This window comes from Planctomyces sp. SH-PL62 (genome assembly GCF_001610895.1).
Classification (GTDB): Bacteria; Planctomycetota; Planctomycetia; order Isosphaerales; family Isosphaeraceae; genus Paludisphaera.
In genome coordinates this window covers 824,250-837,591 of the sequence record NZ_CP011273.1, presented here as the reverse complement: position 1 = coordinate 837,591, position 13,342 = coordinate 824,250, and the positions used below count along the sequence as shown (strand labels likewise).

General features: G+C 68.8%; 10 protein-coding genes and 1 tRNA gene. 5 read left to right on the top strand and 6 right to left on the bottom strand.

Annotated elements, in window-relative coordinates:
* Positions 1 to 82 precede the first annotated feature (82 nt).
* The 3 genes from bshB1 to VT85_RS03255 are packed head-to-tail and all read left to right on the top strand — an operon-like array spanning position 83 to position 3,666.
* Complete coding sequence (gene bshB1 / locus VT85_RS03265) at positions 83 to 775, top strand: bacillithiol biosynthesis deacetylase BshB1 (RefSeq protein ID WP_068410458.1); 693 nt, start codon at positions 83 to 85, stop codon at positions 773 to 775.
* A gap of 35 nt (positions 776 to 810) precedes the next feature.
* On the top strand, positions 811 to 3,138 hold the full coding sequence (locus VT85_RS03260; protein ID WP_068410455.1) for a beta-L-arabinofuranosidase domain-containing protein: 2,328 nt from the start codon (positions 811 to 813) through the stop codon (positions 3,136 to 3,138).
* A 33-nt stretch (positions 3,139 to 3,171) separates the two neighbouring features.
* Entirely contained in the window at positions 3,172 to 3,666 is a 495-nt protein-coding gene (locus tag VT85_RS03255) for a DUF1348 family protein (RefSeq protein WP_068410452.1), read from the top strand.
* Positions 3,667 to 3,697: 31 nt separating this feature from the next.
* Here the strand turns inward: VT85_RS03255 and purN are convergent, their stop codons facing one another.
* The 6 genes from purN to VT85_RS03225 form a co-directional block, all read right to left on the bottom strand.
* Entirely contained in the window at positions 3,698 to 4,378 is a 681-nt protein-coding gene (gene purN, locus VT85_RS03250) for a phosphoribosylglycinamide formyltransferase (RefSeq protein WP_068410449.1), read from the bottom strand.
* Complete coding sequence (gene ileS, locus VT85_RS03245) at positions 4,375 to 7,230, bottom strand: isoleucine--tRNA ligase (RefSeq protein ID WP_068410446.1); 2,856 nt, start codon at positions 7,228 to 7,230, stop codon at positions 4,375 to 4,377. Before ileS ends, purN begins: the two co-directional genes overlap by 4 nt.
* Before the next feature lie 58 nt (positions 7,231 to 7,288).
* The gene (locus VT85_RS03240) at positions 7,289 to 8,119 is read right to left on the bottom strand and encodes a purine-nucleoside phosphorylase (RefSeq protein ID WP_068410443.1); all 831 of its coding nucleotides are present in this window, start codon (positions 8,117 to 8,119) and stop codon (positions 7,289 to 7,291) included.
* Between the two features lie 153 nt (positions 8,120 to 8,272).
* Entirely contained in the window at positions 8,273 to 8,713 is a 441-nt protein-coding gene (locus VT85_RS03235; RefSeq protein ID WP_068410439.1) for a TPR end-of-group domain-containing protein, read from the bottom strand.
* 244 nt (positions 8,714 to 8,957) lie between these two features.
* Positions 8,958 to 9,308 (bottom strand): hypothetical protein, encoded by a 351-nt coding sequence (locus VT85_RS27330; RefSeq protein WP_068410435.1) that lies wholly within the window; start codon positions 9,306 to 9,308, stop codon positions 8,958 to 8,960.
* A 398-nt stretch (positions 9,309 to 9,706) separates the two neighbouring features.
* Positions 9,707 to 10,711, bottom strand: coding sequence for a Gfo/Idh/MocA family protein (locus VT85_RS03225; protein ID WP_068410431.1), 1,005 nt, complete (start codon positions 10,709 to 10,711; stop codon positions 9,707 to 9,709).
* Positions 10,712 to 10,976: 265 nt separating this feature from the next.
* On the opposite strand from VT85_RS03225, the gene VT85_RS03220 reads away from it, so the two are divergent.
* Both VT85_RS03220 and htpG read left to right on the top strand, forming a co-directional pair.
* Positions 10,977 to 11,049: transfer RNA gene (locus VT85_RS03220), tRNA-His, on the top strand.
* A gap of 346 nt (positions 11,050 to 11,395) precedes the next feature.
* Positions 11,396 to 13,315 (top strand): molecular chaperone HtpG, encoded by a 1,920-nt coding sequence (gene htpG, locus VT85_RS03215; protein WP_068410428.1) that lies wholly within the window; start codon positions 11,396 to 11,398, stop codon positions 13,313 to 13,315.
* The last annotated feature ends 27 nt before the right edge of the window (positions 13,316 to 13,342 follow it).

Below are 13,342 nucleotides of genomic sequence, written 5' to 3'. Positions count from 1 at the left end.
TCTGATCGAGACGGTTCGACGGGCCGGCGCGGGTCGCGGGGCTCGGCGGCAGACGCCTCGAACCCCCAGGCGGGACGTTCTCATGCTCGACGCCCTGGTCGTGTCTCCCCATCCCGACGACGCGGAACTCGGGGTCGGCGGGACGATCCTCCGACTCCGGAAGCAAGGCTGGAAGGTCGGCGTCCTCGACCTCACCAGCGGCGAGCCCACCCCGCTCGGCAGCCTGGAAATCCGGAAGGCCGAGACGGCCGCCGCGAACGCGAAGCTGGGAAACCCCTGGCGTGAGAACCTGGGCCTCCCGAACCGGAGCCTCCAGCCCGACCTGGCCAGCCGCCGGGCGCTCGCGGCGGTCTTCCGACGAGTCCGCCCCCGCCTGATCTTCGCCCCCTACTGGGAAGACGCCCACCCGGACCACACCGCGGCCACCAAGCTCGTCGAGGACGCCCGATTCTGGAGCAAGCTTTCCAAGTCCGACATCCCCGGAGAGCCGTTCCACCCCGCGCGCATCCTCTACTACTTCAGCGTCCACCTGCGAATCACCGAGCGGCCCAGCCTGGTGCTCGACATCTCCGAGGAACTCGACGCCAAGGTCGCCGCGCTGAACTGCTATCGCTCGCAGCTCGTCGACAACCAGCCGGCGGGGCGACCGGGCGTGATCGAATCGGTCTGCGACCGCACCCGATACTGGGGCCACATGGTCGGCGTCGGGCACGCCGAGCCGTTCGCCAGCCGCGAGCCCGTCGGCCTGGCGCGGCTCGACTCCCTGCTGCTCTGACCTCGCGACGCACCTCGACATCCAGGACCATCGCCATGAAGCGGACGACCCTGCTCCTCTCACTTTTGGTCGGGCTGACGGCCCCGTCGACGGCGTCGGCCGACCGGATCGAGCCCCTCGCCTACAAGACGCCCGACAGGCTGCCGGACGCGGCCCGCCTGCTCTCTCCGTCCCGCATCAAGCTGGGGGGCTGGCTGGGGAATCGGGTCGCGCTGAATGAGAAGGTCCGGCTCCTGAACGTGGACGTCGAGCCGCTGCTCGCGGGCTATCGGAAGCGGCCGGGGAGCCACCCCTGGATCGGCGAGCACGTCGGCAAGTGGCTGCACGCGGCGACCCTCGCCTGGGCGAACACCGGCGATCCCGCCCTCAAGGCGAAGCTCGACAAGGTCGTCGCCGATTTGGTCGCCTGCCAGGAGCCCGACGGCTATCTCGGCACCTACGTCCCGGAGAAGCGGTTCGGCCTCTTTCCCGGCGCCGACTGGGACGTCTGGTCGCACAAGTACAATTTGATCGGGCTGCTGACCTATCACCAGTACACCGGCGATCCCGCCGCGCTCGACGCCTGCCGGCGCATGGGCGACCTGCTGATCGCGACCTTCCCGGCGAAGCGGAGCATCCTGGAAGCCGGCACCCACGTCGGCATGGCGGCGACCAGCGTCCTGGAGCCGATCGTCCTGCTGTACCGCTCCACCGGCGACGCGCGATATCTGGACTTCGCCCGCTACCTCGTGAAGTCGTGGGACGAGGCCGGCGGGCCGGAGATCCTGTCGCGCCTCACGGCCGGCAAGGGGGTGGACGAGGTCGGCAACGGCAAGGCGTATGAGATGCTCTCGAACCTCGTCGGCCTCTGCGAGCTGGCCCGCGCGACGGGCGACCGGGCGTACCTCGACCCCGTGATCCACGCCTGGGACGACGTCGTCGCCAACCGGCTGTACGTCACCGGCTCGGCCAGCGCGGGAGAGCACTTCCACGAGGCCCACGTCCTGCCGAATTCGGTCGGCGCCCACATCGGCGAGGTCTGCGTGACGACCACCTGGATCCAGCTCTCGCTGCAACTGCTGCGGTTCACCGGCGAGCGGAAGTACGCCGAGGCGATCGAACTGGCCGCGTACAACCACCTGGCCGCGGCTCAGCATCCGGCGGGCGACGACTGGTGCTATTACACGGCCCTGGAAGGCCGGAAGCAGTACGACGCCCATATCACCTGCTGCCACTCCAGCGGGCCTCGCGGCATGGCCCTGGTCGTGCAGGCGGCCTACCTGACGACCGAGTGGGAGGGCCGCGACGCGGTGATCGTCGAGACGCGGGAGACCTCGGAGGCGACGTTCCCGGTCGCCGGCCGCGACGTCGTGATCGACCAGTCGAGCGAGTTCCCGCGATCGGGGACCTCGACGATGACGCTTCGCGCCTTCGGGCCGTTCGCCCTCTCGATCGTGATCCCGAAGCCGGCCTGGAGCCGCACGCTTCGGGTCTCGACGAAGGGCTCGTCCTCCGAGTTGAAGGTCCTGCCGGACGGCTCGATCGTGCTCTCGTCCAATGATTGGCGCGACGGCACGACGATCCAGGTCAACGTCGATTTGGAGCCGAGGGCGGTCCCCGGCGGCGTTTCCAACCCCGACTGCGCGGCGCTGACCTGGGGCCCGTTCGTCCTGGCGTACGACGAGGCCCGAAACCCCGGCGGCCCCCCCGCGAGGGCCGTCGGCCTGACGGCCTTCGAGAAGGTCGAGGCGGTCCCGGGCCAGGACCTGGCGTTCCGCCTGCCGGTCGTCGGCCGCGATCCCAACGCCGCCCCGTCCCCCGCCGTCCTCGTGCCGTTCGCCGACGCCGGCTCGACCGGCGGCGCGTATCGCGTCTGGCTCCGCGCGCCGGGCGTCCCGCTCGCCGTGCGCGACTCGATCCTCGCCTACGCCGAGGAGTCCCGCTCGCGCGAGGGGAACGTCGGCGGCTCGATCAACGACGGCGATCCGGAGACCTACGTCGTGACCTTCGACGCCCGCAAGCCGAAGGACGGCGAAGATTGGTACGCCGTCGCCCTCACCGAGCCGACCCCGGTCCGTCGCGTCGTCTTCCGGCACGGCCGAACCTTCCACGACGGCGGCTGGTTCGACGCGACGAAGGGGAAGCCGCGCGTGCAGATCCGACGCGACGCCGAGGGCCCCTGGGAGACCATCGGCGAGCTGGCCGACTACCCCGCCGCGACCGCGACCCAGGCCGCCGACCTCAAGCCCGGCCAGCCGTTCGAACTGAAGCTCAAGGAGCCCGTCGCCGCGCGAGGCGTTCGCGTCGTCGGCGTCCCCGCCTCGGGCGACGCCCCCGATCAGGCCTTCTCCTCCTGCGCGGAGCTGGAGGCGTTCTCGGAGTAAGCCCTTCGCCTTTTACGCTCGCAGGAGAGTCCGATGAACTCGCAAACGCCGGCCGCGTCCCAGGGCCCTTCGGCGAACGCGCCCCCCTTCACGGCGGAGTCGGCCGCTCGGAAAGTCCGGGCGGCCGAGGACGCCTGGAACTCGCGCGATCCCGACCGCGTGGCCCTCGCCTACACCGAGGACTCCGCGTGGCGCAACCGCTCGGAATTCCTCGTCGGTCGCGACGAGATCCGGGCCTTCCTCGCCCGCAAGTGGGCGAAGGAGCTTGACTACCGGCTGGTCAAGGCCTTGTGGGCCTTCACCGACGCCCACATCGCCGTCCGATTCCGCTACGAGTGGCGCGACGATTCGGGCCGCTGGTATCGCAGCTACGGCAACGAGCTGTGGGAGTTCGACGAGAAGGGCCTGATGCGCCGTCGCGAGGCCAGCATCAACGACGTCTCGATCCGCGAGGACGAGCGCACGTTCCACTGGCCCGCGCCCGGTCCCCGCCCGGCGGATCATCCCGGCATCCCGGACGTCCGGTGAGCCAAGAGGATCGGGGAGGGAGGAGACGAGATCAGACGTCCGGCTCGTCTCCCGGCGAGACGATCCGCACCCGACGGCCTTCGATGCGAAGGCGGCCGGAGGCATAGAGGGCGACGGCTTCGGGGAGGGCCTCGCGTTCGGCCTCGAAGACGCGGGCGGCCAGGGCGCGGGCGTCGTCGCCTTCCAGCACGGGGACGGTCTTCTGGAGGATGATCGGGCCTTCGTCGTACTCGTCGCTGGCGAAGTGGACGGTGCAGCCGCTGATCTTCACGCCGTAGTCGAGAGCGGCCTGGTGGACGCGATCGCCATAGTAGCCCTTGCCGCAGAACGACGGGATCAGGCCGGGGTGGATGTTGACGACCCTCCCCTTGAAGTCGTCGGGGATCTTGACCAGGGCGAGGAATCCGGCGAGCAGGACGAGGTCCGCCCCGCTCTCCCGGATCGGATCGAAGACCGACGCGCTGAAGGCTTCGAGGTCGGTCCGTTGCCTGGCCGAGTCGGCGACGGCGACGGGGAGCCCGACCTTCTCGGCCCTGGCGATCGCGGCGATCCCGCCGCGGCTGGCGACGACCTGGACGACCCGGGCGTCGAGCGTCCCGGCTTCGATCCGGTCGAGCAGGTTCTGGAGCGTGGTGCCGCCCCCGGAGACGCAGACCCCCAGCCGGATCGGCGAGATCGGCCGGCGCGGGGGGCCGCTCGGCGTCGAGGTCATCGGGCCGGGCCCTTCTCGGCCTGGGCCGTCACGACGCGGACGCAGCGCTCGCAGAGCGTCGGGTGTTCGGCGGCCCGGCCGACGCTCGGCCGGTAGTTCCAGCAACGCTCGCACTTGCCGTACGACGAGCGCGAGGCCGACACCGCGAACCGATCGGCGCCGGCCGCCGGGGCCCCTTCCGCCTCGCGGACCTCGACTTCCGAGACCAGGCAGATGGTCGCCAGCAGGTCGCGGTCGGCCTGGAGGAGCGGCAGGTCGGCCGTCGGGACCGTGATCACCACGGACGCCTCCTGGGCGCTGCCGATCGTCTTGTCCTTGCGAAGCCCTTCGAGCGCCCGGAGGATGGCGTCGCGGGCCTCGCTGAGGACGTCCCAGCGCGCGTCGCGCTCGTGGTCGTCCCAGCGGGGGTCGGGCTCGGGGAACGTCGCCAGGTGGACGCTCGCCGGGAAGCCCTGGCCGTGCGGCAGGTAGCCCCAGGATTCCTCGGCCGTGTGCGGGAGGATCGGCGCCAGCAGCCGGGTCAGGACGTCGTGCAGCTTGGACAGGACGAACTGCGCGGCGCGGCGGTCGGGGCCCAGGGGCTCCTCGGCGTAGAGCCGGTCCTTCAGCACGTCGAGGTAGAAGCTCGACAGCTCCACCGAGAAGAACTGGTAGATCCGCGAATAGACCCGGTAGAACTCGAACCGCTCATAGGCGGCGAGGGCGTCGCGGATCACCTGGTTGAGCTGGCCGAGGGCCCAGTGGTCGATCTCGTGGAGGGTCGCCAGGTCGACGGTCGTCGGGTCGAACCCGGCGTAGTCCTCCAGGTTCCCCAGGAGGTAGCGGAACGTGTTGCGGATCTTGCGATACGCCTCGGACGCTTCCTTGATCGAGCGTTCGCTGATCCGGATGTCGTCGGCGTAGTCCATGCTGGAGACCATGAGCCGGAGGACGTCGGCGCCGTGCTGCTCGGTCGCCTTGACGGCGGGGATGGCGTTGCCCTCGGACTTGGCCATCTTCCGGCCCTTGTCGTCGACGACGAACCCGTGGGTCAGGATGCTCTCGAACGGGGCCTTCCCCGTGGTCCCGACCGCCGTCAGGATCGACGACTGGAACCAGCCGCGATGCTGGTCGGAGCCCTCCAGGTACATGTGCGCGGGGAAGCCCAGTTCGAAGCCCCCGCCCCCGGCCAGCACGGCCCGGTGGCTGGATCCGGATTCGAACCAGACGTCCAGGATGTCCCCTTCCTTGCGGAAGCTGGTCCCGCCGCATTGGGGGCACTTCGCGCCGGGGGGGAGGATCTCCTCGACGGGCTTGCCGAACCAGGCGTCGGCCCCTTCCTTGCGGAAGAGGTCGCGGAAATGGCGGGCGGTCTCGGCGGTGAGGAGCTGGGCGTTGCAGGCGGTGCAGCCCAGGGCCGGGATCGGCACGCCCCACGACCGCTGGCGGCTGATGCACCAGTCCGGCCGGAGCGACACCATCGCCTCGATCCGCGACTGGCCCCACTCGGGATACCACTTGACGTTCTTGATCTCCTCCAACGTCCGCCCGCGAAGGTCGTTGCGGTCCACGCCGACGAACCACTGCTCGGTCGCCCGGAAGATGACCGGCTTCTTGCAGCGCCAGCAATGGGGGTAGCTGTGCGTCAGCGGCGTCTCGACGTAGAGGTCGCCCGACTCCTTGAGATGAGCGACGACCTTGGGATTGCCCGCCAGGACGTGGAGGCCGACGAGCCATTCGGGGGCCTCGTCGGTGAACTTGCCCGCCGGGTCGACCGGGCTCAGGACCGGGAGTTGATAGGCGCGCCCGGTCAGGTAGTCCTCGCCGCCGTGGCCGGGGGCGGTGTGGACCAGCCCGGTGCCGTCGTCGACGCTGACGTAGGTCGCCAGCACGATCGGCGAGACCCGCTGCACGAACGGGTGGCGGTACTCCGCGTGCTCCAGCTCGCGACCCTTGCAGCGGCCGACCTCGACGAAGTCGGCGACCCTCTTCAGCTCCATGACCCTGGCGACGAGGTCCGCCCCCAGGATCGTGCGGACGGTCCGGCCGGACTCGGGGTCGGTGTAGCGGACGCCGGCGTAGGTCAGGTCGGGGTGGACGGCGATGGCGACGTTGGCCGGGAGGGTCCAGGGGGTCGTCGTCCAGATCATCGCCCGCCAGTCCTCGGCCTTCGAGCCGTCGGCCTGGAGCCAGGCGTCGGGGACGCCGGCGACCATCGGGAAGTTGACGTAGATGCTGGGCGAGGTCGAGTCGCGGTACTCCAGCTCGGCCTCGGCCAGCGCGGTCTGGTCGGAGGTGCACCAGTGGATCGGCTTGAGCTGGCGGAAGACGTAGCCGCCGTCGAGGAGGTCGGCCAGGACGTCGACGATCCCGGCCTCGTAGCGGTGGTCGAGGGTCAGGTAGGGATCGTCCCAGTCGCCGAGCACTCCCAGGCGGCGGAACTGCGCGCGCTGGACGTCGACCCACTTCATGGCCTCGACGCGGCAGAGCTCGCGGATCTCGGCGCGGCTGAGGGACGCGGCCTTCGAGCCCAGGTCCTTCATGACCTTGTGCTCGATCGGCAGGCCGTGGGTGTCCCAGCCGGGGACGTAAGGGCTGTCGAAGCCGCGCATCGAGAGCGAGCGGACGACGAAGTCCTTGAGCATCTTGTTGAGGGCCGTCCCCATGTGGATGTCGCCGTTGGCGTACGGCGGGCCGTCGTGGAGCACGCGGCGGGGGGCCTCCTTGCGGGCGCGGCGGAGCTGGCCGTAGAGGTCCTGCTCGCGCCAGCTCTCCTGCATCTTCGGCTCGCGGGCGGGCAGGTTGGCCTTCATCTCGAACCCGGTGGCGGGCAGGTTCAAGGTCTCTTTATACGGCTTGGCGTTCGTGGACATGACGCTTCGGGATCCCTGGATCGGTGCGAGGGGGCTCGACTCTTGGCCTCGTTCCGGCTCAGCCCGGCCAGCGTTCGAGGACGCCCCGGACGATGGTGCGGAGCTTGGCTTCGGCCTGGTTGGCGACGGCGATGATGTCCTCGATCCGCGCCGGCTCCAGCGCGTCGGGCAGGCACATGTCGGTGACGATCGAGAAGCCCAGGACCTTGATCCCGGCGTGGACGGCGACCAGGACCTCGGGGATCGTGGACATGCCGACGACGTCGGCCCCGATGGCGCGGAGGAATCGGTACTCGGCCCGGGTCTCCAGGTTCGGGCCCGTCACCGCCACGTAGACGCCCCGATGGGCGACGACGTTCGCTTCAAGGGCCACGCGGAGGGCCAGATCCTGCAGCCCCTCGTCGTAGGGCCCGCTCATATCCGGGAAGCGGGGGCCGAGGCGGTCGTCGTTGGGGCCGATGAGTGGGTTGAGGCCCAGCAGGTTGATGTGGTCTTCGATGACCATGAGGTCCCCCTTGCGGAACTGGGGGTTCAGGCCGCCGCAGGCGTTGGAGACCACGAGCAACTCGCAGCCCATCTCCTTCATCACGCGGATCGGGAACGTCACCTGGGCGGCGGAGTAGCCCTCGTACAGGTGGAACCGCCCTTCCATCGCCATCACGGGATGGCCGGCGAGGGTCCCGCAGACGAGCTGGCCGGCGTGGCCCTCGACCGTGGAGCGCGGGAAGTGGGGGATCTTGGGGTATGGGATCGCGACCGGCGACTCGATCTCGCGGGCCAGGGCTCCCAGGCCGGTGCCCAGCACCAGGCCGATTCGCGGGCTTCCTTGCCAGGACGCCCGGACGGCCTTCGCGGCCTCCTGGACGTGCTCCCAATCGTGATGGGTCATCGAACTTCCCGTGGCTCGTGTCGAGGGACGAGGGCAAAAAAAAAAGGCGGGCGCCGCTCACCGTCCGGGGATCGGTGGGCGGCGCCCGCCCTCTTCAGCGGGTTTGGGCCGGCGCGGCCGGGGCGTTCCGGAACGAATCGGCGGCGGGGCCGATCAGAGGATGAACTCGAAGCGGCGGATCAACCGCTGGAAGCGAGGATCGCGGCGGAGCGTCTTCAGGTCGGGGTCGTGCCGCAGCCGCTCCTGGCACTGGTAGCCCAGCTCCAGGGACCGTTGCAGGCCAGCGAAGGCGGGATCGATCATGCCCATCATCGCGTAGCTGCACGCCAGGTTGTACCAGGCGATTGCATCTTCGGGGAGGAGCCGGACGAGCCTGCGGTCGAGCTGCAACGCGCGAGTGTACAACCCCTTGGCCGCGAGGTTGTTGGCGTGCACGCGGAGGACTTCGACGAGGTACGGGTCGCGTTCCAGGATGCCGCCGAGGAACTCGATTTCAAAATCGCGCTGGGATTGCTCGCGCACCCTTCGCGTCGAGGTCTCAGGAGTCGGCCGATCTCCGGTGGAATCCCCCATCCAGTCGTTCGATCCACCCATCGCTTCGTCTCCCTTCGTACCTGCCACCGACATCGTCCCATCGCCCGGCGAAGCGCCGAGGGAGGGTGGCCGATACGGCGATCTCTCTTAGAATATCCCGAAGTCATGACGTGCGGCAAGGTGCATTCTCGCTTCTCCTCCCGGAAATCCCCCGCGCACGCCCGCGTAAACGGAGAAGAGGCAGGCCGTGGGGCCTGCCTCTTCCGGGATTGCTCGTCGGGTCCCCGGCGGGGTCCGTCGGGGCTCAGTCGATGTCTTCTTCGTCTTCCTCGTCGATGTCGTCGAACTCGTCGTCGTCATCGTCGTCGAAGTCGTCTTCATCCTCGTCGACGTCGATGTCCTCGATCTCGTCGTCGAGCTCTTCGTCGATGTCTTCCTCGTCGTCGTCGAAGTCCTCGTCGATGTCTTCCTCATCGTCGAGTTCGTCGAACTCCTCCTCGTCGTCTTCCTCGTCGTCGAAGGTTTCGTCGAACTCCTCCTCCTCGCCGGGGTGGCGGGCGTCCAGGAAGGAGGTTCGGGCGTTCCAGCCTTCCCGGATATCGTCCGGGGAGGCGAGAGGCTCCAGAATCAGGGACGTCGTCGCAAGGTCGAGCATGGATCCGGTCCTCGGGCCAGGGGATGCCAGGAAGGGTTGCGTCTGCGAGACGCGAAGTCTCGGGGCGTCATCCCGTTCCGCAGTTCGATTAGGGGATGAAATTCGGGGTCGAGTCTTCACGCTGGTCATCGGGTCGTCATGGGGCTTTGGCTTGGCTGAACGGCTGGGCGGCCGACCGTTCGCGGCTCCCGGGCGGTCCTCGCCCGGGGATCGGCCGAGTGGCCGAGGCCGCCGCACCGGAGCGTTCTCTCCGATTGTTCGGCAGGACCTCGTGGACGCCTTGAAGGGAGTCGTCCGAGGAAACGGCGGCGACTTCGAATTGTTTCGCCGAGAACCGCCGCGTCCCTCCCCGGCCGAGGGGGACGGCGACGTTCGGGGGATCGCCGAGGGGGCTCGGCTCAGACCAGCTGGACCACCTGGCCGGTCGCCGCCGAGCGGGCGACGGCCTCGCTCAACCGGACCGTCTCCAGCGCGTCCTCGGCCGAGCAGCAGAGCGGCCCCAGCCCGCGGAGGGCGGCGAGAAAGTTGGCGTCGATCGACTCGGAGGGCTCCGGCAGCTCGACGCGGCGGGCGGGCGAGCCGTCCCCCTGGTCGATCTCCAGGAGGGAGTCGGTCGCGTGGATCCGGCCCCGCTCGCCGAAGAAGTTGAGCTCGAAGAGGCTGCCTCGCGAGACCCCCGAGAGGGCCACGGTGGCCGGCACGTCGTCTTGCAGACGGATCGTCGCGGCGGTCACGACGTCGAGGCCCGAGGGGAGCCGGCTCTGCACGGCGAAAACCTCCAGAGGGGTCCTTCCGGTGGTCCAGAGCAAGGCGTCGATCAGGTGGTCGCCGGCGTCGGCGAGCAGTCCGCCGCCGGCCAGCTTGGGGTCGAACCGCCAGGAGCTCTCGCCCCCGCGCTCCTGCTGGCGGGCCAGCCAGGGCTCGGCCAGGGCCGCCGTGACCAGTCGGAGCGGGCCCACGGCGTCGGCCGCCAGCCGCTTGCGGGCCTCGACCAGGCTCGGCCGCAGCCGGTACTGATGCCCGACGCCGACCTTGAGCTTCCGCCCCCGCGCCAGGTTCACGACGTCGGCGGCCTCTTGCGTGTTGGTGGAGAGCGGCTTCTCGATGAAGACGTGGATGTCGGCCTGGAGGGCGTCCATCGCCTGCCGGTAGTGGCCGAGGTGCGGCGTGAAGATCGCCACCGCGTCGGGACGCAGGTCCAACAAGCTCCGAAAATCGTCGAACACCGCGGGCCTGGCCCCCCCCTTGCCGGCGATCGTGCCGGCGAGGGCGTCCGCCGACTCGCGAAGGGCGTCCACGCAGCCGACGATCTGCACGTCGGCCGCCTTCAGCAGTCGTTCCACATGGATCCGCGCGGCCTGACCGCACCCGGCGATCCCGATCCGCAGCAAGGAATCTGCCATGTCTCTCGTCGCCCCGAAACGCCCCAGGAGGAAGACTCTCGGCCGTCGACCGCCCGGGCGAAAACTCCGCCTCGAACGCCGTCATTCCGATCGGCCAGCGTCATGAGTTTATCGGTGTGAGTCAAGCTCTTGTAGCGATTTTCTCGTCGCCCGCCCCGACCGTTGCGCAAACCACTTCTCAATCCCCCGTCCCGACGGTTTTTGCTCCGGCCCGGCTTGACGCGAACCCACGGCCCAGATTATGGTGTCTCTATCGTCATCGATGGTGGCTGTGGCCTAGCGGTTAAGGCACCAGATTGTGGATCTGGAAATCGCGGGTTCGAATCCCGTCAGCCACCCTTTGAAAATTGCTCCCGCCCGACGCCCCCACCCCGCGGCGTCCCCTCCTTCGGTCGCGGCTCCCCGCCGCGCCTGGATCGTCCCTGCCATCTGATGGCGGTGCCTCTCGCCACGATCACCGTTCGCCGTGAACTGCCATTCCGGCGGTCTCCTTCCGTCATGACAGGCGGGAGCGGACGCAGGCGGCGGCGATTGATTCCTAAAGTCGTTCCAGCGGCATGACTTGCACGCGGTCGTGCGGAGCGGCGCGCCGATTGCGTCACGCAGAATCCGAATATTGATACGTCGGGCCGACGGGTAGGGCCCCGCGGCCACGTCCGATCACGCCCAGAGGTCATCGCCGACATGACAGCCGGAAACGCCCACGAGCGGCAGGAATTCACGTTCCAGGCGGAGATCAAGCAGCTCCTCCACCTGCTCTCGCATTCGCTCTACCAGAGCCGGGACATCGCCCTCCGGGAACTGATCTCGAACGCCTCCGACGCGCTCGACAAGATGCGCTTCGTCTCGCTCACCGACGACGCCCAGCGCGAGTGCGGGCCCCTGGAGATCAGGATCGAACCCGACGAGGAAGGCCGCCGGCTGGTCATCCGCGACACGGGCGTCGGGATGACCCGCGACGAACTGGTGACGAACCTGGGGACGATCGCCCACAGCGGCTCGGGCGAGTTCCTCAAGAACCTGTCCAGCGAGGCGAAGTCCAAGGCCGACCTCTCGCTGATCGGCCAGTTCGGCGTCGGCTTCTACTCGGCCTTCATGGTCGCCGACCAGGTCCGCGTCCGCACGCGAAGCTACCACGAGGAGCAAGGCTGGGAGTGGGAGTCGGACGGCACCGGCCGGTTCTCCATCGAGACCGTCGACGACCCCCTGCCCCGCGGCACCGAGATCATCCTCCACCTGAAGGAAGACGCCAAGGATTTCGCCTCGCCGTACCATATCAAGGACGTGGTCCGGCGCTATTCGACCTTCGTCCCCCACCCGATCAGGCTCGGCCCCGACGGCGAGGTGATCAACGACCAGAAGCCCATCTGGGTCGAGCCCAAGCGGCAGGTCGCCGAGGAGCAGTACGATCGCTTCTATCAGCACCTGAGCCATCACACCGACGAGAAGCCGCTCTGGCACCTCCACGTCTCGGTCGACTCGCCGATCCAGTTCCACGCCATCCTGTACTGCCCCCCCTCGAACCTGGAGCGCTTCGGGTTCCCCCGGCTGGAGCACGGCGTCAGCCTCTGCGCCAAGCGGGTGCTGGTCCAGTCCGACTGCCGCGAACTGCTGCCGGATTACCTGCGGTTCCTGTTCGGGCTGGTCGACTCCGAAGACCTCCCGCTGAACGTCTCGCGCGAGACGCTCCAGGACAACTCGGTGATCCGACGCATCCGGGGATCGCTGTTGAAGGCGGTGTTCGATCGGCTTGAGCAGCTCGCCAAGGACCAGCCCGAGGCCTTCCAGACCTTCACCGAGCAGTTCGGCATCCTGCTCAAGGAAGGCGCCATCGTCGACATCCCCCAGCGCGAACGGCTCTCCAGGCTGCTCCGCTTCGCCTCGTCCCATCAGGCCGACGGCAAGCTCTCCGTCTCGTTCGACGAGTACCTCGCCCGCGCGCCCGAAAACCAGAAGCGGATCTACTTCCTCGGCGGTCCCGACCTCGCCGCGATCGAGAAGAATCCGAACCTGGAAATCTTCCGCAGGCGCAAGGTCGAGGTGCTCTACCTCACCGAGCCGATCGACGAGTTCGTGATGAACGCCCTCGGCTCTTACGACGGCAAGCTCCTGACCTCGATCGACACGGACGATCTGGACCTCCCCGAAGGCCCCGAAGACGCCGAGTCCAAGGTCGAGACCCCCGACGAGTCCCAGGCGGAACCTGGCTTCGCCCGCGTCCTGGAGCTGTTCCGAGAGGCCGTCGGCGACCGGGTCCGCGAGGTCCGCGAATCCAAGCGACTGACCGACAGCCCCTGCTGCCTCGTCAACGCCGACGGCAGCCTCTCCACGCAGATGCAGCGCATCCTCAAGATGGCCAACAAGGACGTCCCGGAGATGTCGCGGATCCTGGAGATCAACCCGAAGTCCCCCCTGATCCGGCGTCTCGGCCGCCTGGGCGCCAACGCCGAGCACGACGCCTTCATCAAGCAATGCGGCCTCCAGCTCTGGTCCAACGCCCTGATCCTCGAAGGCGTCACCCCCGACGCCCGGGAGCTGGTCTCGCGGATCCAGACGTTCATGGACGAGGCCGCCGAGAAGCGCTCGCCCTTGATCGTCCCGTAACGGCCGACGGCCCCTTTTCAGCGACGG